The following is a 21,911-nucleotide window of genomic DNA, read 5'->3' as shown; positions in this document are numbered from 1 at the left end:
GGCCGTCCCGCCGTGGGCGGCGGGCCGGCGTCGACCGGTGTGAGCGGATGGGACATTGGGTCGCTTCCGGGGCCGGCGTGACGTGCCCGGGTTCCCGGTCGCCCTGTGAGCTTGGCGACTGCTGTGAGCCGAAACCAAGCGATGTAGTGATCCAGCACCTGTCGGTGACGTGCTCGTGACAGACGGGAACTCCTCGTCATGTCCGGGACAGTGACACCACGTCAGAAACGCCCGGACCTGCGGCTGAGCGGAAGATCTCGTACCGGTGTGCGACGGGAAGTCGCCAGGGTGGGGCGGCAGATGCCGTCCGGGTGGGGTGGCGGATGCCGTCCGGGTGGGGCGGTCGGACGTGCCCGGATGGGGCGGTCGGACGTGCCCGGCGGCACGACGACGGCCCGCCGGTTCACGAGGAACCGGCGGGCCGTCGTGCCGCTCTGCCGAGCGTCTCCCTACAGCACGAACCCCACGATCGGCCCGGCCGTCGCGCCGATGATGCAGGCGCCCATGACCACCGCGAACTGGCTGAGGTGCTCGTCCCCCTCCCCGGACCGCAGCGAGATGGCCATCCGCGTGCCCACGATCATCAGCCCGCACACACCGGCCGCCGTGACCAGCCAGGCCAGGATGTTCAGCACGTAGTTGAGCTCGTTGGTGACCACGGCCGGAGGCGCGGCCAGTGTCGAGGCGGCGGCGTACAGGGTGCTGCTCATGGGGTCCTCCCGGTCAGACGGGCCAGTGCCGCGCTCTCCCGGGGCGGCGGGCCGGTGAGATCGCCGGTGCGCCAGGCGGGCACCCAGGGCACGCGGTAGACGTCTATGACGGAACCGATCACCTTCACGCGCTGCACCAGCTGCCGGGGCAGCCGGCCGGGCGCGTCCGCGACCAGCACGATCGCGTCGAGGTCGAGCCCCGGCGGCGCGTCGCCCCGCCGGAAGATGTCCAGGGTGTGCGAGACCGCGTCGAGCCCGGCGGCGTGCGTGCGCCCCACCAGGAGCACCGACCCCGGCTCGCCCTGGTCGGGACGCGGCCAGTTGCGGCCCGCGTCATGGCCGCCGAAGACCGTCGCGAGGGTGGTGGACCCGGCGCCGCCGTGCGTGGCGACCCAGGAGAACCGTCGCGTGCTCGCCGCCGCCAGGGGCTCCGGATCCGGCGGCCGCGCCTCCGGCTCCGTCACCGGACCCCGCACCCAGATCTCCGGCCCGGCCGCCGCCTGTCCCGTCTCCGGCCGCATCACCGCATCACCGCTCTCCACCACTCCCCGTTTCCACCGCTGATCGCGGATCCACCGCTGACCGCGGATCCCACGACTGATCGCGGCGGACCGCTCGACGCGGTCCGCTCGTCGCAGTCTTCCTGAGCCCGTGGCGCCCGTCGCACCCGGCGGGGTGGCCGCCACCCGTTCCGTGCCCGGCGCGGCGCCCACCCCCCGATCTTCACGGCGCACGGGCGGCTTGGGAATCGGGACGTGAGTTCCTGCGACGAGCCTGTGACGCACCGGTGACGCGGGGAGCGGGGGTGAGCGGAGAGACTCGTCTGACTGGACCCAAGTGGCAGGAACATGACGGATCGGCGTCACTGTGTTTCGTCTGTCCGTCGGCCCGCCACTTCGACGCTGAGGGGAGCAGATGTCCAACGGGGGAGGGTCCGTCACGACCTGGGTCGTCGGCGGCTGTGTGGCGGCCGTGCTGATGCCGGTGGTCATGATGGTCGCGGTGAGCGGCGGAGGCGACGCCGAGGCCGAGGAGCAGGGCGTCGGGGGCGGCCTCAAGTCGGGCCAGGTACCGGCCGAGTACGTGCCGTGGGTGCTCAAGGCGGGCGCCATGTGCGACGTCATCAAACCGGCGGTGATCGCCGCGCAGATCGAGGCCGAGTCGGGCTGGAACCCGAACGCCAAGTCCCCGGTCGGCGCCGAGGGGTTGAGCCAGTTCATGCCCGGCACCTGGCCGAGCTGGGGCAAGGACGACGACGGCAACGGCCGTGTCTCCCCGTACGACCCCGGCGACGCGATCATGGCCCAGGGCCGCTACGACTGCGCCCTCGCCAAGCAGGTCCAGGGCTACAAGGACAGCGGCCAGGCGAGCGGCGAGACCCTCGACCTGGCGCTCGCCGCGTACAACGCCGGTCCGGGCGCCGTGCAGAAGTACGGCGGCATCCCGCCCTACACCGAGACCCAGAACTACGTCGCCCGCATCAAGTCCCTGATCTCCAAGTACGAGTCGGTCGACGACCCGCCCGGCAAGCTCCCGGCCGGCCGGCAGATGGCGATGCCGCTCTCCGGCAACCCGCCCGTGACCTCCCCGTACGGCTGGCGCATGCACCCCACGCTCGGGGTCCGCAAGCTCCACACCGGCATCGACTTCGGCGCCGGCTCCGGCACGCCGGTCCTCGCCGCCCGCGACGGTGTGGTCACCTTCGCCGGGTGGAGCAACGGCTACGGCAACCGTGTCGTCATCTCCCACGGCACCATCGACGGCGACACCATCTCCACCACCTACAACCACATGCTGTCCGGTCTCAGCGTGGGCGTCGGCGACAAGGTCAAGGTCGGTCAACGCGTCGGCCTCGTCGGCTCGACCGGCTACTCGACGGGCGCCCACCTCCACTTCGAGGTGCAGCAGAACGGGGCGTACGTGAATCCGGCGCCGTGGCTGGGGCTGTAGTGATGGCGAGGAGCAAGTGGGCGGCACGGGCGCGTCGTTCGACGTGGACGACCGGTTCGGCGGGGCAGAACACTGAGGTGAGGAGGGGAACGAGGGTGAACACGATGCGCGATGCGCGGGGCGGGCGTGCGGAAGGTGACGCACGCGGGGGAGCGCGGGTACCGGGCGCACCGCACGCGCCCGGTGGGCCGTCCGGGCGGTACGGGCAGTACGGGCAGTACGGGCAGTACGGGCAGTACGGGCAGTACGGAGCCGGTGGCGAGCTGGCCCGGCGTGCGGGTCTGGTCCGGCGTGCGGGTGTGGTCCGGCGTGCGGGCATGGTCCTGCTCGCGACGGTGACCGGTGTCGCGGTCCTCACCGCCTGCGGTCTGCAGGACCACCGCGAGTCGGCGGGCGGCTCCGCGGCCACCTCCGAACCGCCCTTCACCCCCAAGGCCCCCCTCCCCTCCGGGAAGTCGCTCGGCCCGGACGCCCACGTCCCGAACCCCACCGGCGTCGACGAGACGGACGCGACCGCCGTCGCCGAGGCCTGGACCGAGGTCGCGTACGGCTACGACACCAAGTACGACACCGGCCCGCACGACGCCGTACTGCGCTCCGCGCGCTGGTTCACCGCCGCCAAGGCGAAGGCCGAGCGCTCGTACCGCCCCGCGAGCGGCGCCGGCGACCAGTGGAACTCCTGGGCCGCGCACGAGGCGTGGACCACGGTCGAGGTGGAACCGGACGACGACGGGGACGCGCCCGCCGACTCGGCCAGGGACGCCTACCGCGCCCTCTTCGTCGACGGCACGGCACACGGCCGCGACGGCTGGACGGGGACCGGTCCTCAGGCCACGGTGTACGTGAAGCTGGTGCGGTCGGGCAAGGGGGAGCCGTGGCGGGTGGACGAGGTGCGTACGGTGGAGGCAGCGATACCGACGACCGACCCGTCCAGCCAGGCCTCGGCCGCCACCCCCACCACGCCTCTTTCTCCTTCTCCTTCTGCCCGACCCGAGTGAGGGAACGATGACTCGACTCAGCCGCGAACAGAAGCGGGAACTCAAGCGCGCCGGACGTGTGCCGGCCGGGCTCACCCCGATCGACGTACGGGTCTCGGCCGAGGCCGGCGCGACGGTCGGCGGCATGCCGGTACCGCCGGCCGCCGGGGAGTCCCTCCAGGCCGCCGCGTTGGACTACCTCCACCGCCTGGCCCTCGCCACCGGTCACCCCGTCCTCGCGACGGTCCACGACGAACGCATCGGCTACGTCGTCCCGCTCCAGATCCACGTCGACGGCTCCAGCCACTACGCGGGCGAGCCGGTACGGGTGAGCGAGCCGAAGGGGTTCGCGGCACGGACGGGCAGCGGGGGAGGCCCCGGGGCGGCGGTCGCGCCGGACACGGCCGCGCCGGCTCACCTGGGCGAGGGCACGGCCGCGTGGACAGCGCCGGAGCCGCCCACGTCGGCCCCCGCACCGGCCCCGGCCCCGCGCCGAGACAGGTCGACGCACGTCCTGCGCGCGGTACCGGAGTCGGCGATCATGGGCCAACTCCCGCAGGAACAGGGCGACTCGCACGGCACGCACCCGCACGAACAGGGCAGCGCGCACCCCGCACACCCGCATGCTCACCCCCCGGCACACCATCGCCAGGACCCGAACTGGCAGCCACGCCTCGAACGGCACGCGCAGGCCGAGCCTGGACGGGAGCCGCAGACGGACGCTGAGCGCCGCTCTCCGGCCGAGTGGCAGCCTCAGGGCGGGGGAGAGCCGCGGTCTCGCACCGGCTGGCAGCAGCAGCGCGAGGCCGGGCTGGAGCCGCAGGGTCGGCCTGGGCGGGATCCGCAGGTGGACGATGAGCTGCGGGCCCGGTCGGCCGAGTGGCAGCCGCAGTCGACCGGGCAGGCCCCGCCCCCATCCCAGGCCCAGGCCCAGGCCCAAATTCCGTCCCAGGCCGAGGCTCAGCCGCAGTGGCAGCCTCAGGCGGGGCTGGAGGGATCCGCACACCCCGAGCCGCATCGACCGCAGCCGCAGCATCGCCCCCAGCCCCAGCCCCAGCCGCAGTCGGCCGTGCGGCCTGATGCGCTGCCGGACGCGCGGCCGGAGTCGCCGTCGCACCCTCAGGCGCAGGCGAAGCGGGAACCGAGCACGATGCGGTTGGCGGCGAGCGACCCGGCACTCTCGGCGGAGCCTGTCGCCGCCACCCCGGAGCCCGAGCGCCCGAAGCGGGAGCCCAGCACCCTTCCGCTGACGGCGGCGAAGCCCGCGCCCGCTCCCTTCGCCGAGCCGACGCCCGCGCCCGCCCCCACCCACGCGCCCTCTTCCGAGCCCGCGTACGACCCGCACCCCGCGCCCATCGACGCCGCTGCACCCGCGCACGCCCGCGCACAGGTCACCGAACCCGCCGCACTCGCCCCCAACCAGCCCACACCCGATTCGGCCGCGACTCCCCCCTCGCCGTCGGCGGGCCAGCCCGTGAAGCGGGAGCCGCGGACCATGCCCCTCACGGCGGCGAAGGAGAAGCAGGGCGAACGAGGCGAGCAGGGCGACGCGTCGCAGCCGCCGTCGCGCGGGGTCGTCCCGTCGACGTTCGTGCTGCGCGCGGTGCCGGAACCGAAGGACGGACCCTTGGCGCAGCCTCCGCGCACCCCGGGCCTCCCCCTCACCCTGCCGGGCATCCCGACGGACTCGGACGCCCGACCCGCGACACCCGGGCCCGCCCAGGACACCGCCCCGCCCGTCGGCACCGTCTCGCCCCCGACCGGCGAGTTCGGCCCGCTCACGGACCCCGACCTGTCCCCGACCGGGGCGGTCTCCCCGGCCTGGCCCCCGGCCCCGACCGACGCCCCCACCCCGGAGCCGACCTACGCTCCGTCCTCGGGGCCCGCCCCGGAGTCAGGGCCCCTCTCGCTGGAGCCCCAGCCCTGGCCCCCGACCCCGGCCCCGATGCCGATCCCCACGCCGCCCACCGCCCCCACCCCGGAACCCGCGCCCCCCACCACCCTGGCCCCTCCGGAGGAGTCCGCGTCCGACGCCTACTCCGCCCCCGAGTGGAAGGTGCTGGAGGAGGACACCGCGCCGAAACCCCCGCCTGTACGGGAGTTCGACGCGGTGGCCGAGGCCGTGCTGGACCCGGCGGAGGAGGACGGCGGCACCCCGTCGCCGTTCGCGGAGCCCGTCTCCCGCATCAACGAGGCCGTGAAACTGGGCCGGATCCAGGAGGCCGCCGAGATGGCCGAGCAGACGGTCGCCCAGGCGACGGCGGCGCTCGGACCCCAGCACCCCGAGGTGCTGAAACTCCGTGAACTCACCGCATACATCGCCTACTTGGCCGGTGACGCCCTCCGCTCGTTCCACCTCTCCCTCGACCTCGCCGGCCTCCGCCACCGCATGCGCGACCAGCGTGCCGCGTACGGCAACATCCAGAGCGCGGCGGCCGCCTGGCGGGCGGTGCGCGACCCGTTGCAGGGCCTGCACCTGGGCCGCGACCTGATCGCCGTCTGGACCGACCTCGCCGCGGACGCCGGCCCCGCCGCCGACGACCTGGAGCAACTGGAGAAGGCCCGCACCCGCATGACCCGCCTCACGGACCGGGCCCGCGCCCTCGACTCCGCCCCCTACGCCCATGGCCAGTGACCCCACCCGACGCCACCCACACCACCCGGCCGCCACACCAGCCGGCCCCGACGTCACACGCAACCGCCCCGACCCCACACCCGACCGCCCCACCACCGACCGATCCCACGTGGCCCGTCACCGGTCCCCCTCCCCGACGTCCCCCGAACCCCGCCCCGCGCCCCGCCCCCGGGTCGAGGTCACCGTCAACGAGCTGACCGGCACCGTGAGTTGGCGCACTCTCTCCCGACTCCCACACACGCCGGCCGCCCGGCACGGCACCCCCGGCGCGCCCGGCACCCCTCACCGCCGTACGACAGCGCCCGCGCCCACACCGGCGCTCGCGCCCGTGACGGCCGCCCCCTGGAGCGCCCGCGCCGCAGCCCTCCGCTCCGCCGGACTCGACCCTTCCCGCGCCCCCGCGAAGGGCGCCGCCCCCATCCCGACGCACCCAGGGGCCGTACGGGCCGCGCTGGGCGTCGACGTCGGCGCGCTCACCCCGGAACGTCGGAGCGGTCAGCTGGCCCGGCTCGGCGCGCTCCGCTCGGCCGTGGCCGCCGACCTCGCCCACGGCACCGGCATGCCCACCTCGGTCGCGTCCCGCCTCAGGTCGAGGACCGCGACCCCGGCACACACCCACGTCCTCACGGCCCACCACACCACGACCGTGACCGGCCCGCCGACCCCCGTCCCCACCCACCGCCGGTCACGCTGACCCGCCCGCACTCACCCCCACGCCCTCAGGCCCCAGGCTCCCGCGCCCCCAACGCACTCCGGGGCCGACCGCGGCGCTCCCCACCGCCGGCCGACCCCGGAACCGGGCCGTCGCCGTCACCTCACTCCGACAGCTCCCACACCGCGTACGCCAGCGCGTCCCCGTTCCGGTCGAGCGCCGTGTCGTTGATGTTGGCCGTGGTGTCGCAGGAGGAGTGGTAGCAGCGGTCGAAGGCCTGGCCGGACGTACCGCCCCACTTGGCGACCTGCGCGGCGGTCTTCGTCCGGCTCGCCCCCGTGAAGAGCCCGCCGACGGGAACGCCGGCGCTCTTGAACGGCGCGTGGTCGGAGCGGCCGTCGCCCTCGGTCTCGATCTCGGTCGGGACGCCGATCCCCGTGAAGTAGTCCTTGAAGGTCTGCTCGATGACGGGGTTGTCGTCGTAGACGAAGTAGCCGGGGTTCGGCGAGCCGATCATGTCGAAGTTGAGGTAGCCGCTGATGCGGGCCCGGTTCGCGGCGGACAGGTTGTTGACGTAGTAGCGGGAGCCGACGAGGCCCAGCTCCTCCGCGCCCCACCAGGCGAACCGCAGATGCTTCGTGGGCTGGTAGTTCGTGCGGGACACGGCCAGCGCGGCCTCCAGCACGGCGGCGGACCCGCTCCCGTTGTCGTTGATGCCCGCGCCCGAGGAGACACTGTCCAGGTGTGAACCGGCCATGACAACCTGGTTCGTGTCGCCGCCCGGCCAGTCCGCGATCAGGTTGTAGCCGGTGCGCCCGCCGGACGTGAAGGACTGCACGGTCGTGGTGAAGCCCGCCGCGTCGAGCTTGCCCTTCACGTAGTTCAGTGACGCGAGGTAGCCGGCCCGGCCGTGGGCTCTGTTGCCGCCGTTGGCGGTGGCGATGGACTGAAACTGGGCCAGGTGGGCCTTGACGTTGGCCACGGGCAGGTCGGGCGCCGCGGCGATCGTCGTGGCGGGAGCGGCGGCCGCCCGGTCGGGGGCGGGGGCCGCCCCCGCTATGGAACCGGTGGTGAAGAGCGTGGCCACCGTGACGGCGGTGGCGACGGCGGCGCGTCCCGTGACTGGAACAGAGAGCTTCATAGTGGGGGGCTCCGAATTCCATGGGTCCGCCCCGGACGACACTGTTGATGTGTCCATGGCGAACCCGGTGAATGAGGTGCCTGGATGGTGCGGGCGGGACTGACTCTCCGTCAAGAGTGCTATTTGGCCAGCGGAGTTCGCGCCTCGACGGCCTTCGCACCGACGCCCTCCACCCCAGCCGCCGCCCCGACATCGATGGCATCCGCACCCACGGCATCCGCACCCACGGCATCCGCACCGACGATCTCCGTGGCGACGCCCAACTCCTCCAGTCGCCTCCGCGACACCCGCGCCGTCCGCAGCGCGTCCCACGTCAGCAGGGACAGCGCCAGCCACACCAGCGCGAAGCCCGCCCACCGCTCGGGCGGCATGGCCTCACCGAAGTAGAGGACGCCCAGCAGGAACTGGAACACCGGCGCCAGATACTGCAGCAGCCCCAGCGTGGACAGCGGCACCCGGATCGCGGCCGCCCCGAAGCACACCAGCGGCAGGGCGGTCACCAGTCCGGTCGCGGCCAGCAGCAGCGCGTGTCCCGTCCCCTCGGGGCCGAAGGTGGCCTCCCCGCGCGAGCCCAGCCACAGCAGATAGGCCAGCGCGGGCAGGAACTGGATCGCGGTCTCGGCGGCGAGCGACTCGACGCCGCCCAGGTTGACCTTCTTCTTCACCAGCCCGTACGTGGCGAAGGAGAAGGCGAGACAGAGGGAGATCCACGGCGGCCGCCCGTAGCCGATGGTGAGGACGAGGACGGCCGCGAAGCCGACGCCGACCGCCGTCCACTGGACGGGCCGCAGCCGTTCCTTCAGCAGCAGGACGCCGATGGCGATGGTGACGAGCGGGTTGATGAAGTACCCGAGGGACGCCTCGACCACCTGGTGGGTGTTGACGGCCCAGATGTAGACGCCCCAGTTGACGGTGATCGTGGCCGCCGCGACCGTGATCAGGACGAGCTTGCGCGGCTGCCGCAGCAGCTCGCCGGCCCAGGACAAGCGCCGCAGCACCAGCAGTACGACACCGACGACCCCGAGGGACCAGACCATGCGGTGGGCGAGGATCTCCACCGCGCCGGAGGGCTTCAGCAGGGGCCAGAAGAGCGGGACGAGCCCCCACATCCCGTACGCGGCGATGCCGTTCAGCAATCCTGTCCGGTGTTCGCCCCTCGACTGCGCCGCCACGGCCCCTCCTCCTTGCCCGGCCGCGCCGCCGCGACCCCGAACCCTAAGCCCTCCCGACGGTAACGCCGAGCACCCCCGGCCGTCATGCCCGTATCGGGATACGGTCATGACAGCCGGGGGTGGGCGCCCCGAGGGGGAGTCCGGGGCGCCGTCCGGGGCGCGCGGCCCCGGGTTGCGCGACCCCGGGGTGCACGGCTGTGGCGTGCGCGGGCTCAGCCCCGGCGGGTCACGCCTTCAGCGCCGCCGTGATCGACTCCTCGATCGGCGTGGTCGGGCGGCCGATGAGGCGGGAGAGGTCGCCGGAGGAGACGACCAGCTCGCCCTTGGCGACGGACGCGTCGACGCCCGCGAGGATCTCGGCGAGGAACGCGGGGAGCCCGGCGCCGGTCAGGATGCCGGTGAGCGCCTCGACGGAGACGGGGTTGTTCGCTATCTCCTTGCCGGTCTGCTTGCTCAGCTCGGCCGCGTACTCGGCGAAGCTCCACGCGGTGTCGCCGCCCAGCTCGTAGGTCTGGTACTCGTGGCCCTCGCCGGTCAGTACGGCGACGGCGGCGGCCGCGTAGTCCGCGCGGGCCGCGGAGGAGACCCGGCCCTCGCCGGCGGCGTGGGTGACGGCGTTGTACTCCAGCACCGGTGCGAGCTGCTCGGTGTAGTTCTCGTTGTACCAGCCGTTGCGCAGCAGGGTGTACGGCAGTCCGGAGGCGAGCAGCGCCTTCTCGGTGGCCTTGTGGTCGTCGGCGAGCGCGGCCGTCAGGGTGCCCGGCGCGCTGGTGTACGCGAGGAGCGCCGCGCCCGCGGCCTTGGCGGCGTCGATCACGACCTTGTGCTGGCCCACCCGGTCCGCGCCGACCTCGCTGCCGGAGATCAGCAGCACCTTGTCACCGGCGGCGAACAGGCCGTCGAAGGTCTCGGGGGCGCTGTAGTCGGCCACGGCGATCTTCACGCCGCGCGCCGCGAATCCGGCGGCCTTCTCCGCGCTGCGGACGACGGCCGTGATCTGCTCGGCCGGTACCTTCTCCAACAGGCCCTCGATGACGAACTTGCCGAGGTGGCCGGTGGCTCCGGTGACGACGATGCTCATGGTGGAACTCCTCCAGGGGGGCGGGTACGCACTCACCCTAGGGGGTGCACTAACTCTTCGAAAGTACCCACTTTGAAGTAAGGTACTGGCATGGCCGTAAGCAAGGTGTCGCCGCAGCCCGCGAACAACTACGACATGGGCGCCGAGGGCATGTGCCCGCACCGCCTCGTCCTGGAGCACGTCACCAGCCGCTGGGGCGTCCTCGTCCTGATCGAGCTGCTGGAGCGGCCGTACCGCTTCAGTGAGCTGCGCCGGGCCATCGGCCGGGTCAGCGAGAAGATGCTCACGCAGACCCTGCAGACCCTGGAGCGCGACGGCCTCGTCCACCGCGACGCCAAGCCCGTCATCCCGCCCCGTGTCGACTACTCCCTCACCGACCTCGGCCGCGAGGCCGCCGAACAGGTGCGCGCCCTGGCGGGCTGGACGAAGGACCGCATGGACGAGGTGGAGCGGGCCCGGCGGGCGTACGACGAAGCCCGAGGCTGAACCGCCCCGGGCCTCGCCGCTCGATCGTCCTCCGCGGTCCTTCGCCGTCCTCCGCCGGTCGGCCGTGGCCGCCGTCGTCGGCCGTGGCTCAGCCGACCACCGTCCAGGTGTCGCCGCCGGCCAGCAGCGCCGAGAGGTCGCCCTTGCCGAGCCGGTCGACGGCGGTGTCGATCTGGTCGGCCATCTGCGTGTCGTAGACGGGCCGTTCGACGGAGCGCAGGACACCGATCGGGGTGTGGTGCAGGGTGTCCGGATCGGCCAGCCGCGACAGCGCGAACGCCGTGGTCGGCGACGCGGCGTGCGCGTCGTGGACCAGGATCCGGGACTCGTTCTCCGCGGTCACGGTGACCACCCTCAGATCACCGGTCGCCTCGTCCCGTACGACGCCACGCCCTCCGTCAGCCCCGAACCGGATCGGCTGCCCGTGCTCCAGCCGGATCACGGCCTCCTCGGCCTGCTGCCGGTCCTTGAGGACCTCGAACGCGCCGTCGTTGAAGATGTTGCAGTTCTGGTAGATCTCCACCAGCGCCGTGCCCGGGTGGGCGGCGGCCTGCCGCAGCACCTCCGTCAGGTGCTTGCGGTCGGAGTCCACGGTCCGCGCCACGAACGACGCCTCCGCCCCGATCGCCAGAGACACCGGGTTGAAGGGCGCGTCCAGCGACCCCATCGGCGTCGACTTGGTGATCTTCCCGACCTCGGAGGTGGGGGAGTACTGCCCCTTCGTCAGCCCGTAGATGCGGTTGTTGAAGAGCAGGATCTTCAGGTTCACATTGCGCCGCAGGGCGTGGATCAGATGGTTGCCGCCGATGGACAGCGCGTCCCCGTCGCCGGTGACCACCCAGACGGACAGATCGCGCCGCGAGGTGGCGAGCCCGGTCGCGATCGCCGGCGCACGCCCGTGGATGGAGTGCATCCCGTAGGTGTCCATGTAGTACGGGAAGCGGGACGAGCAGCCGATGCCCGAGACGAAGACGATGTTCTCCCTGGCCAGCCCCAGTTCGGGCATGAAGCCCTGGACGGCGGCCAGGATCGCGTAGTCACCGCAGCCGGGGCACCAGCGCACTTCCTGATCCGACTTGAAGTCCTTCATGGACTGCCGGGCCGTGGCCTTGGGCACGAGGGAGAGCGCCTCGATCGTGCCGCCCGCACCCGCGGTCTCCGTGGACCTCTCAGCCATCGATGGCCTCCTTGAGAGCCGTGGCGAGCTGCTCCGCCTTGAACGGCATGCCGTTCACCTGGTTGTACGAGTGGGCGTCCACCAGGTACTTCGCCCGGACGAGCATGGCGAGCTGCCCGAGGTTCATCTCGGGGATCACCACCTTGTCGTAACGCGCCAGCACCGTACCGAGATTCCGCGGGAAGGGGTTGAGGTGCCGCAGATGGGCCTGCGCGATGGACTCCCCGGCCGTACGCAGCCGCCGTACCGCCGCCGTGATCGGCCCGTACGTCGAGCCCCAGCCCAGCACCAGCGTGCGCGCCCCGTGCGGATCGTCGACCTCGACGTCCGGCACGTCGATCCCGTCGATCTTGGCCTGCCGGGTGCGCACCATGAAGTCGTGGTTGGCGGGGTCGTAGGAGATGTTGCCGGTGCCGTCCTGCTTCTCGATGCCGCCGATGCGGTGTTCCAGCCCCGGCGTCCCCGGCACGGCCCACGGCCGGGCCAGGGTCTGCGGGTCGCGCTTGTAGGGCCAGAAGACCTCGGTGCCGTCGTCGAGCGTGTGGTTGGGACCCTGGGCGAACTGCACCGTCAGATCGGGCAGTTCGTCGATCTCGGGGATGCGCCAGGGCTCGCTGCCGTTGGCCAGGTAGCCGTCGGAGAGGAGGAAGACGGGCGTCCGGTACGTCAGGGCGATCCGCGCCGCCTCCACGGCCGCGTCGAAACAGTCGGCCGGGGTGCGCGGCGCGACCACCGGCACCGGGGCCTCGCCGTTGCGCCCGTACATGGCCTGGAGCAGATCGGCCTGCTCGGTCTTGGTCGGCAGCCCGGTCGACGGACCGCCGCGCTGGATGTCGACGACGAGCAGCGGCAGTTCCAGCGAGACGGCGAGCCCGATGGTCTCCGACTTCAGCGCCACACCCGGCCCGGAGGTCGTCGTGACCGCGAGGGACCCCCCGAAAGCGGCCCCCAGCGCGGCCCCGATGCCCGCGATCTCGTCCTCCGCCTGGAAGGTCCGCACACCGAAGTTCTTGTGCCGGCTCAGCTCGTGCAGGATGTCCGAGGCCGGGGTGATCGGGTACGAGCCCAGGTAGAGCGGCAGATCCGCCTGGCGCGAGGCCGCGATCAGCCCGTACGACAGGGCCAGGTTCCCGGAGATGTTCCGGTACGTCCCCACCGGGAAGGCCTGGGTCGCCGGGGCGATCTCGTAACTGACCGCGAAGTCCTCGGTGGTCTCCCCGAAGTTCCAGCCCGCGCGGAAGGCGGCGAGGTTGGCGGCCGCGATGTCCGGCTTCTTGGCGAACTTGGTCGCCAGGAACTTCTCCGTGCCCTCGGTCGGCCGGTGGTACATCCACGACAGGAGGCCGAGCGCGAACATGTTCTTGCTGCGCTCGGCCTCCTTGCGACTGAGGTCGAATTCCTTGAGTGCCTCGACGGTGAGGGTGGTCAGCGGCACCGGATGGAGGCTGTATCCGTCCAGCGACCCGTCCTCCAGCGGGCTGGTCGTGTACCCGACCTTCTGCATCGCCCGTTTGGTGAACTCGTCCGTGTTGACGATGACCTCCGCGCCCCGTGGCACGTCCCCGATGTTCGCCTTGAGCGCGGCCGGGTTCATCGCGACGAGCACGTTGGGCGCGTCGCCCGGGGTGAGGATGTCGTGGTCGGCGAAGTGCAGCTGGAAGCTGGAGACGCCCGGCAGGGTGCCGGCGGGGGCGCGGATCTCGGCGGGGAAGTTCGGCAGGGTGGAGAGGTCGTTGCCGAAGGTGGCGGTCTCGGAGGTGAAGCGGTCGCCGGTGAGCTGCATACCGTCACCGGAGTCCCCGGCGAACCGGATGATCACCCGATCGAGTCGGCGGACGTCCTTCGGCCCGGCCGGATGGCGCTGTTCCCTCAGTTCTCCCAGAGCGGACTCGTCGGCCTGCTCCGCTGGGCTGCTGACCTGGCTGGTCACTGAACTGGACCTCCCTTGAGGCGGCTGTCCGGGAACGGCCGACCCGCCGGCCCTCCCAAGACCAACCCTACGTCGGCGGGGCCGGCGAACGCCCCGACTTGTCCACCTGGAGGGCGGACGGGACGGCGGACGCGGAGGGCTCGGGAGCCCTGTCTGACACGGTGTCAGACAATCATGAATTCAGGTAGGTGAGCACGGCCAGCACCCGCCGGTGGTCCCCGTCGCTCGGCGACAGCCCGAGCTTCAGGAAGATGTTGCTGACGTGCTTCTCGACGGCCCCGTCGCTGACGACCAGCTGCCGGGCGATCGCCGAGTTGGTCCGCCCCTCCGCCATCAGCCCCAGCACCTCACGCTCCCGAGGGGTGAGCCCCGCGAGCACGTCCTGCTTCCGGCTTCGCCCGAGCAGCTGCGCGACCACCTCGGGGTCCAGCGCCGTACCGCCCCGCGCGACCCGCACCACGGCGTCCACGAACTCCCGTACCTCGGCCACCCGGTCCTTCAGCAGATAGCCCACGCCACGGCTGGACCCGGCGAGCAGCTCGGTGGCGTACCGCTCCTCCACGTACTGCGACAGCACGAGCACGCCCAGCTCCGGATGCGACTTCCGCAGCTGTACGGCGGCCCGCACGCCCTCGTCGGTGTGGGTCGGCGGCATCCGCACATCGGCGACGACCACGTCCGGCAGGTCCCCCTGCTCCGCGAACTCGGTGATCGTCTTGATCAGGGCGTTCCCGTCCCCGACCCCCGCGACGACATCGTGCCCCCGGTCGGTCAGCAGCCGCGTCAGCCCCTCCCGCAACAGCACCGAATCCTCGGCGATGACCACCCGCACCCTGTCCTCCACGCCCGTTCCCCCCACTGCACCCCGTACCGCGACAGCCTCCAGCATTCCAGCATCGGAACACCCGTGACCCGCGCCAACGAGAAAACAGGGACAGGAACCGCCCATGAACTGGCCGAATGCCGCCGCTGACATCGTGCGAGCACCGGATCTCACCCGCCCCTGAAGAGCACGGGGCGCAGCCCCGGCTCTTCAGGGGCGCGGGGAACGGCGCGGGAAGCCCCACGCACCTGCACTCGCCCATGGTGATTAGCCATCCACGGCGGCAGGGGCGCGGGGAACGGCGCGGGAAGCCCCACGCACCTGCACTCGCCCATGGTGATTAGCCATCCACGGCGGCAGGGGCGCGGGGAACGGCGCGGGAAGCCCCTCCGGACCCGCACCCGCCCACGGCGACAATCCACCCACGGCGACAAGGCGCCCAAGCCCCGCAGGGCCCCGCTCAGGCCGCCCGCCAGGGCAACTCCGCCGTCACCCGAGTCGGCCCCCCACCCGGCGAGTCGACGACGAGAATCCCGTCGACCGCACCGATCCGCTCGGCGAGCCCCGCCAGCCCGGACCCGGCCCCGGCGTCCGCCCCGCCCACCCCATCGTCGATGACCTGCAGCATCAGCCGGTCCTCGACCTTCCACACATCCACGGTCGCCCGCGACGCCCCCGCGTGCTTGCTGACGTTCTGTAGCAGCTCGGACACGGTGAAGTACGCGATGCCCTCGATCGCCGGCACCGGCCGTGCCGGCAGGTCCACCTCCACCACCACCGGCACCGCGCACCGCGAGGCGACCGCCGACAGCGCCGCGTCGAGCCCCCGGTCCGTCAGCACCGCCGGATGGATCCCCCGCGCCAGATCCCGCAGCTCCTGCAGCGCCGTCTTGACCTCCCCATGGGCGGAGTCGACCATCACCGCCGCCGCCCGGGGGTCCTCCGCCAGCTTCTCCTTCGCCAGCCCCAGATCCATCGCCAGCGCCACCAGCCGCGCCTGCGCCCCGTCGTGCAGATCCCGCTCGATCCGCCGCAGATCGGCCGCCGCCGTGTCGACCACGACCCCCCGGTCCGACTCCAGCTCGACGACCCGCGCCCCCAGCCGCGACGGCCCCAGCAGCGTGATCACCATGCCCCGGTCGACCATGGTCAGCCCCCGCACGATCCACGGCGTGGCCATCGTGAAGAGCAGCCCCACCAGCGCGGTCACGGTCACCTCGAACGGGTTGTCCAGATACACGGAGTGCGTCTCGTCCCCGTAGAGCTGCAACCCGTCCTGCCCGACCCACACGGGGAACACCCAGAACCACAGCGGATACGTCAGCGCTGCCCACCCGTACGTCCAGAAGGTCACCGCCACCACGAACGAGAACACCGACCAGGGGAACTGCGCGACCGCGTACAGCAACTGCCGCCACGACGCCCCGCTGCGCAGCACGGCGCCCATCCACGCCATCGCCCCGCGCCCCCTCGGCCGGAGCGGCTCGGGCGCGGCCACCTCCACCCCGAGCAACGCCCGCGCCCGCGCCCGCTCCAGCGCGCCGAACGCACGGCACCCGGCCAGCCCCGCCGCCAGCACGGGCACCCCGAGGAACGTGATCAGCAGCCCCGCACCGACCGACACCATCGTGATGGCGTACGTGAACAGCAGGATCCCGATCGGCAGCCCCAGCAGCACGTACCCGAGCTCCCGCCAGCTGCGCGCCTCGAACGGCGCCCGCAACCCGGCCGGCACCCGCCGCCGCTCCTCGCCCCAACTCCCGTACCCGTCCTGGTACTCCGTGGCCATCACCGTCGCCCGCCTCCGCTGATCCCGCACTCCCGATGTCGTACTCCCACCTTGCTGTCCCCGCCCGCCGGGAACCATGGAGCGGGTCGGCGTCTCGAGAGGGGGGTTTTCCCCACCCCCGGGCCCCGAAGCAGCGGGCCGAAAAAGCAGGGGCGCAGCCCCGCTTCTCCAGGGGCGCGGGGAACTGCGCGAGCAACCACGACGCACCCGCACCCGCCCACGCAGAAGGGGCACCCACAACGAGTAGGCGCCCCTCACACCCCCGCAGTGGACCTACCGCCCACGCCAGGGCAACTCCGCCGTCACCGTCGTAGGCCCCCCCACCGGCGACTCGATCACGAACAAGCCGTCCACCGCGTCCAACCGCTCCGCCAGCCCGGCGATCCCGCTGCCCCCGTCGAGCCGCGCACCCCCTCGCCCGTCGTCCCACACCTGGATCAGCAACCGGTCGTCGGACCGCCACACATCCACCGACGCGGCCTTCGCCCCACTGTGCTTGCTGATGTTCTGCAGCAACTCGGACACCGTGAAATAGGCGATCCCCTCGATCGCGGCGGCCGGCCGCGTCACGAGATCCACGGTCACTTTCACCGGCGCCGTACACCGCGAGGCCACCGCGGACAACGCGGCATCCAGCCCCCGGTCCGTCAGCACCGCCGGATGGATCCCCCGCGCCAGATCCCGCAACTCCTGCAGCGCCAGTTTCACCTCACCGTGCGCCTCCTCCACCATCGTGGCGGCCGCGTCGGGATCCTCCAGCAGCTTCTCCTTCGCGAGCCCGAGCCCCATCGCCAGATTCACCAGCCGCGCCTGCGCCCCGTCGTGCAGATCCCGCTCGATCCGCCGCATATCCGCCGCGGCCGTATCGACGACGACCCCCCGGTCGGACTCCAGTTCGGCGATCCGCCGCTCCAACTCATCGGACGGCGACAACAGCGACCGCACCATCACCCGGTCCACGTTCGTCAGCCCCCGCACGATGTACGGCAGCACCGGCCACGCCACGAACAACCCCGTCAGAGTGATGACGAACGTCGTGACGGCCCACGGCATCCGGATCAGCTCGTACAGCATCGAACGCCAGCCGACCGGATCCTTCACGCTCATCCACACCTGCGCGAAGAACCCCTCGTCCGCCCGCCGCCCGCTCCCACGGAACGGCAGCGGACTCGGCTCGTCCACCCGCACCCGCAGCAACGCCCGCGCCCGCATCCGCTCCAGCCGCCCCAGCTGCCTCGCCCCCATCAGCGCGGCGGCGAGCAGCGGAAAACCGATCACCGTCAACGTCAGGAAAGCGCTGGTGAACAGCACCGTCGTCACATACACGAACCCGAGCAGCGCGAACGGCAGATTGGCCAGCAGATGCGCGATCTCCCGCCAGGTCTGCCCCCCGAACGCGAACCGCGCGGGCGGCAACGGATCGGAGGGCGTGTGACTGGACGGCAGCGGCCGGCCGTACGGCCGCCCGGAGCCGGTCTGAGAGGAGAGGGGTTCGGTCATGCCCACCAGCCTGCCCGCCCGCTCGCGCCCCGCGCCATGAGGCGGACCGCCCCGGCCACCCTGGGGAAAACCCCACCCCGTTCCATACCTCCCCCTTCCGACCCGATCACGACGGCACCCGGGCGTGCCGACCTGTGACGGGCTGCTTACGCTCTCTTTAGCAGGGCCTAGACTCCCGTGCGTACAGATCGTCGAACAGCGACGCACGTACGGCGTCCCGCATCCCGTACGTACGTATCGCCAGGCCAGGGAGCGAGGGACGGACGTGCCGGAACCGACCGTCGCCGTAGCGGCGCAGACGGGCGTCGCCGTAGCGGCGGACTACTTCCAGTCCTACTCGGTGGTCGGACTGCTCGCCGCCGTGGGCGTGCTCTTCGTCGCCGTCGCCTTCGGCGCGGGACGCCTGCTGCGCCCCGAGGTCCCCACCCGGGAGAAGCTCCTGACGTACGAGTGCGGCGTCGACCCCGTCGGCGAGGGCTGGGCCCACACCCAGGTCCGCTACTACGTCTACGCCTTCCTCTACGTCATCTTCGCCATCGACTCGATCTTCCTCTTCCCCTGGGCGACGGTCTTCGCCGACCCCGGCTACGGCGCGACCACCCTCGTCGAGATGTTCGTCTTCCTCGGATTCCTCGCCGTGGGCCTGCTCTACGCCTACAAGAAGGGCGTCCTGGCATGGACGTGACGCCAGAAGTGAACCCCCCGGAGCCGGGCGCCGCGCAGCCGGTCCTCCTCCCGGAGCCGAAGCGGCTGGGCGCGCTCGCCCGTCTCGCCCCCGAGCCGATGAAGGTGATCCTGAACTGGGGCCGCCGCTACTCGCTCTGGGTCTTCAACTTCGGCCTCGCCTGCTGCGCGATCGAGTTCATCGCCGCGTCCATGGCCCGCCACGACTTCATCCGCCTCGGTGTCATCCCGTTCGCGCCCGGCCCCCGGCAGGCGGACCTCATGGTCGTCTCGGGCACGGTGACGGACAAGATGGCCCCGGCCGTGAAGCGCCTGTACGAGCAGATGCCCGAGCCGAAGTACGTCATCTCCTTCGGCGCGTGCAGCAACTGCGGCGGCCCGTACTGGGACTCCTACTCCGTCACCAAGGGCGTCGACCAGATCATCCCGGTCGACGTCTACGTCCCCGGCTGCCCGCCCCGCCCCGAGGCGCTCCTCCAGGGCATCCTGAAACTCCAGGAGAAGATCGCCCGGGAATCCCTGGGCGAGCGCTACGCCACCGACCCCCGCCCGTCGACGACGGCGCTGCAGAGCGCGCTGGTGAAGCCGCCGACGACGACCGAGACCGAAGCGGGGGACACGTGACCGGCTGGCTGCCCGCCCCCGTCGAGGAGCTCTTCGGCCCCGAGGCCACGGCCGAGGAGTCCTACGACGTCCTCACCGTGGACGTCCCGTCCGCGTCCTGGACCGAGGCGCTGCGCACGGCCCGCTCCACCCTGGGCTGCACGTACTTCGACTGGTTGAGCGCGGTGGACGAGCCCGGCACGGGCTTCCGCGTCTCGGCCCACGTAGTGGCCCTCTCCCCGGTCCGCCGCCTCCTGGTGCGCACCACGGTCCCGCACGCCTCCCCGCTCCTGCCGACCGCCGTCGACGTCTACGCCGGCGCGGCCTGGCACGAACGCGAGACCCACGAAATGTTCGGCGTCCGCTTCGAGGGCCACCCCGGCCTGGACCACCTCCTCCTCCCGGAGAACTTCGAGGGCCACCCCCTCCGCAAGGACTTCGTCCTGGCCGCCCGGGTGGCCAAGGCATGGCCCGGGGCGAAGGAGCCGGGGGAGTCCGCGGCACACGGCGCCCCGAAGCGCCGCCAGATGCTCCCGCCCGGCGTCCCCGACCCCAACGAATGGGGCCCCCTCAAGGGCCAACTCCCCCCACCCCCGACCCGCACCCCAGCCGACCGCCCAGCACGCCGCACCCGCTCGGCGACAGCCGGCTCGGCAAGCCGGCCGACACCGGCGACGCCTCCGAACACCCCACCGGGCCCGCCACACCGCACCCACTCGGCAGCGGAGGGCTCGTCGAGCCAGACCGCGCCCACCGAGGCATCGGACAGCCCCACGGCCAGGCCCCCGCGCCGCACCCGCTCGGCGGCGGAAGGCTCGGCGAGCCAGACGGCAACCGGCCCGGCCCCCGATGCTCCGACCAGCCCTCCGCCCACGCCCCCGCGCCGCACCCGCTCGGCAGCGGAGGGCTCGGCGAGCGAGTCGACACCGGCTCCGGAGGCCCCCACCAGCCCCCCGCGCCGCACCCGCTCGGCAGCGGAAGGCTCGGCGAGCCAGTCCGCGCCCACCGAGGCATCGGACGGCCCCACGGCCAGGCCCCCGCGCCGCTCCCGCTCGGCGGCGGAAGGCTCGGCGAGCCAGACGGCAACCGGCCCGGCCTCCGACACACCTGGCACCCCAACGCCTCCGCGCCGCGCCCGCACCGCGTCGGGAGGCTCGGCCAGCCAGCGCGCCACCTCCGCCCCCTCGCCCCAGCCGCGCCGCACCGCGGGCAGCCCGGACGCCCCCTGGCACCACGCCCGCCCGGCTTTCGACACCCCGCAGACCGAGCCGGAGCCGAAGCCTGATCCGCAGCCGACGCCCGAGCCGGCGCCGAAGCCGGAGGCCGAGCCGAGGCCGAAGCCCGAGGCGGCGCCGAAGCCCGAGCCGAAGGCCGAGCAGGAAGCGGCGCCGCAGCCGACGCCCGAGCCCGCGCCGGAGGCAGGTGCGGAGCCCGAAGCCGCGTCCACGCCGCCCAGCGACCCCGACGACAACGGGAGCCCCGACGACAACGGGAGCCCCGACGACAACGGGACCCCCGCCGACCCCGACAGGACCACGGCCGAGCCCGCCTCCGAAGGCACACCCGCCTCCGAAGGCGCCCCCGGCCCCGACGGCACCGACGACTCCGAACCCCCCACAGGAGGCACGCAGTGAACGACGCTCTGGACGTCGCCCTGCGACTCCTCATCGTCTTCGTCGTCTTCCTGACCTTCCCCTTGATCATCGGCCAGACCGAGCACAAGGTGATGGCCCACATGCAGGGCCGCCTGGGCCCCATGTACGCCGGCGGCTTCCACGGCTGGGCCCAACTCGTCGCGGACGGCGTCAAGTTCGCCCAGAAGGAAGACATCGTCCCGGCCGGCGCCGACCGCCGAGTCTTCCAACTCGCCCCCGCCGTCGCCCTCCTCCCCTACCTCCTCGTCCTCCTCGCCATCCCGATCGGCCCGGGCGAGGGCGCCGTCGGCGAGGTCATCGACGCGGGCGTCTTCTTCGTCCTCGCCGTGATGGGCGTGGGTGTCCTCGGCTCACTCATGGCCGGCTGGGCCTCCGCCAACAAGTTCTCCCTCCTCGGCGGCCTGCGCACCGCCGCCCAGCTCCTCGCCTACGAACTCCCGATGCTCCTCACGGCGGCCTCCGTGGCGATGGCGGCCGGCACCGTCTCCCTCGTCGGCATCGTCGACGCCTTCGAGTGGTGGTGGCTCCCCTGGCAGATCGTCGGCGCGATCGTCTTCTTCGTCGCCGGCCTCGCCGAACTCCAGCGCCCGCCCTTCGACATGCCCGTCGCCGACTCGGAGATCATCTTCGGTGCCTACACCGAGTACACCGGCCTCCGCTTCGCCCTGTTCCTCCTCGCCGAGTACGCCGGCATCGTCGTCCTGTGCGGTCTGACCACCGTCCTCTTCCTCGGTGGCTGGCACGGCCCCTGGGGCGCCGACGGCCTCGGCTGGGTCTGGACCCTCCTGAAGACCGCCGCCCTCGCCTTCCTCGTCATCTGGCTCCGCGTGACCTACCCCCGCCTGCGCGAGGACCAGCTCCAGAAGCTCTCCTGGACCCTCCTCGTCCCCCTCTCCCTCGCCCAGATCGCCCTCACCGGCACCGTCAAGGTGGTGATCCAGTAGCC

19 protein-coding genes are annotated in these 21,911 nt (G+C 72.5%); 9 read left to right on the top strand and 10 right to left on the bottom strand.

Annotated features, from left to right (window positions below):
- Positions 1–449: 449 nt before the first annotated feature.
- Entirely contained in the window at positions 450–710 is a 261-nt protein-coding gene (locus PUR53_RS08680) for a hypothetical protein (protein WP_329895697.1), read from the bottom strand.
- Positions 707–1,255, bottom strand: coding sequence for a DUF6668 family protein (locus tag PUR53_RS08675; protein ID WP_329907925.1), 549 nt, complete (start codon positions 1,253–1,255; stop codon positions 707–709). The genes PUR53_RS08680 and PUR53_RS08675 overlap by 4 nt, the downstream gene beginning before the upstream one ends.
- Positions 1,256–1,625: 370 nt before the next feature.
- Here PUR53_RS08675 and PUR53_RS08670 point away from each other — a divergent pair, with 370 nt between their 5' ends.
- The 4 genes from PUR53_RS08670 (at position 1,626) to PUR53_RS08655 (ending at position 6,966) form a co-directional block, all read left to right on the top strand.
- Complete coding sequence (locus PUR53_RS08670; protein WP_329895698.1) at positions 1,626–2,660, top strand: peptidoglycan DD-metalloendopeptidase family protein; 1,035 nt, start codon at positions 1,626–1,628, stop codon at positions 2,658–2,660.
- A 104-nt stretch (positions 2,661–2,764) separates the two neighbouring features.
- Complete coding sequence (locus PUR53_RS08665) at positions 2,765–3,658, top strand: hypothetical protein (protein WP_329907900.1); 894 nt, start codon at positions 2,765–2,767, stop codon at positions 3,656–3,658.
- A 7-nt stretch (positions 3,659–3,665) separates the two neighbouring features.
- Positions 3,666–6,272 carry a hypothetical protein gene (locus PUR53_RS08660; RefSeq protein WP_329907899.1) on the top strand — a complete coding sequence of 869 codons (2,607 nt, stop codon included), beginning with the start codon at positions 3,666–3,668 and terminating at the stop codon, positions 6,270–6,272.
- 109 nt (positions 6,273–6,381) lie between these two features.
- Complete coding sequence (locus tag PUR53_RS08655; RefSeq protein WP_329907898.1) at positions 6,382–6,966, top strand: hypothetical protein; 585 nt, start codon at positions 6,382–6,384, stop codon at positions 6,964–6,966.
- A 121-nt stretch (positions 6,967–7,087) separates the two neighbouring features.
- On the opposite strand, the gene PUR53_RS08650 is transcribed toward PUR53_RS08655, so the two are convergent.
- The 3 genes from PUR53_RS08650 to PUR53_RS08640 form a co-directional block, all read right to left on the bottom strand.
- Positions 7,088–8,065, bottom strand: coding sequence for a M28 family metallopeptidase (locus PUR53_RS08650; RefSeq protein WP_329895702.1), 978 nt, complete (start codon positions 8,063–8,065; stop codon positions 7,088–7,090).
- 119 nt (positions 8,066–8,184) lie between these two features.
- Positions 8,185–9,237 (bottom strand): EamA family transporter RarD, encoded by a 1,053-nt coding sequence (gene rarD, locus PUR53_RS08645; RefSeq protein ID WP_329907897.1) that lies wholly within the window; start codon positions 9,235–9,237, stop codon positions 8,185–8,187.
- 226 nt (positions 9,238–9,463) lie between these two features.
- Positions 9,464–10,318, bottom strand: coding sequence for an NAD(P)H-binding protein (locus PUR53_RS08640; RefSeq protein WP_329907896.1), 855 nt, complete (start codon positions 10,316–10,318; stop codon positions 9,464–9,466).
- Positions 10,319–10,408: 90 nt separating this feature from the next.
- Between PUR53_RS08640 and PUR53_RS08635 the strand changes: the two genes are divergently transcribed.
- A complete protein-coding gene (locus tag PUR53_RS08635; RefSeq protein ID WP_329895705.1) occupies positions 10,409–10,804 on the top strand; it encodes a winged helix-turn-helix transcriptional regulator in 396 nt (131 codons plus the stop codon).
- Between the two features lie 88 nt (positions 10,805–10,892).
- Here the strand turns inward: PUR53_RS08635 and PUR53_RS08630 are convergent, their stop codons facing one another.
- The 5 genes from PUR53_RS08630 to PUR53_RS08610 form a co-directional block, all read right to left on the bottom strand.
- On the bottom strand, positions 10,893–11,981 hold the full coding sequence (locus PUR53_RS08630) for a 2-oxoacid:ferredoxin oxidoreductase subunit beta (protein ID WP_329895706.1): 1,089 nt from the start codon (positions 11,979–11,981) through the stop codon (positions 10,893–10,895).
- A complete protein-coding gene (locus PUR53_RS08625) occupies positions 11,974–13,911 on the bottom strand; it encodes a 2-oxoacid:acceptor oxidoreductase subunit alpha (RefSeq protein ID WP_329895707.1) in 1,938 nt (645 codons plus the stop codon). Before PUR53_RS08625 ends, PUR53_RS08630 begins: the two co-directional genes overlap by 8 nt.
- Positions 13,912–14,083: 172 nt before the next feature.
- Entirely contained in the window at positions 14,084–14,743 is a 660-nt protein-coding gene (locus tag PUR53_RS08620; protein WP_329895753.1) for a response regulator transcription factor, read from the bottom strand.
- Between the two features lie 451 nt (positions 14,744–15,194).
- The gene (locus PUR53_RS08615) at positions 15,195–16,523 is read right to left on the bottom strand and encodes a sensor histidine kinase (protein WP_329907895.1); all 1,329 of its coding nucleotides are present in this window, start codon (positions 16,521–16,523) and stop codon (positions 15,195–15,197) included.
- Between the two features lie 273 nt (positions 16,524–16,796).
- Positions 16,797–18,023 (bottom strand): sensor histidine kinase, encoded by a 1,227-nt coding sequence (locus tag PUR53_RS08610; RefSeq protein ID WP_329907894.1) that lies wholly within the window; start codon positions 18,021–18,023, stop codon positions 16,797–16,799.
- 265 nt (positions 18,024–18,288) lie between these two features.
- Here PUR53_RS08610 and PUR53_RS08605 point away from each other — a divergent pair, with 265 nt between their 5' ends.
- The 4 genes from PUR53_RS08605 to PUR53_RS08590 are packed head-to-tail and all read left to right on the top strand — an operon-like array spanning position 18,289 to position 21,909.
- Complete coding sequence (locus PUR53_RS08605; protein ID WP_045559401.1) at positions 18,289–18,708, top strand: NADH-quinone oxidoreductase subunit A; 420 nt, start codon at positions 18,289–18,291, stop codon at positions 18,706–18,708.
- On the top strand, positions 18,699–19,331 hold the full coding sequence (locus PUR53_RS08600) for an NADH-quinone oxidoreductase subunit B (protein ID WP_329895710.1): 633 nt from the start codon (positions 18,699–18,701) through the stop codon (positions 19,329–19,331). The genes PUR53_RS08605 and PUR53_RS08600 overlap by 10 nt, the downstream gene beginning before the upstream one ends.
- Complete coding sequence (locus PUR53_RS08595) at positions 19,328–20,944, top strand: NADH-quinone oxidoreductase subunit C (protein WP_329907893.1); 1,617 nt, start codon at positions 19,328–19,330, stop codon at positions 20,942–20,944. The genes PUR53_RS08600 and PUR53_RS08595 overlap by 4 nt, the downstream gene beginning before the upstream one ends.
- Positions 20,941–21,909: a complex I subunit 1/NuoH family protein gene (locus PUR53_RS08590; RefSeq protein WP_329895712.1), complete on the top strand. Its 969-nt coding sequence runs from the start codon at positions 20,941–20,943 to the stop codon at positions 21,907–21,909. The genes PUR53_RS08595 and PUR53_RS08590 overlap by 4 nt, the downstream gene beginning before the upstream one ends.
- Positions 21,910–21,911: the final 2 nt, after the last annotated feature.

The organism is Streptomyces sp. SP18BB07, from assembly GCF_036322545.1.
GTDB lineage: Bacteria > Actinomycetota > Actinomycetes > Streptomycetales > Streptomycetaceae > Streptomyces > Streptomyces deccanensis.
The sequence above is the reverse complement of the archived record's forward strand: the minus strand, read 5'-3'. Positions and strand labels throughout refer to the sequence as shown.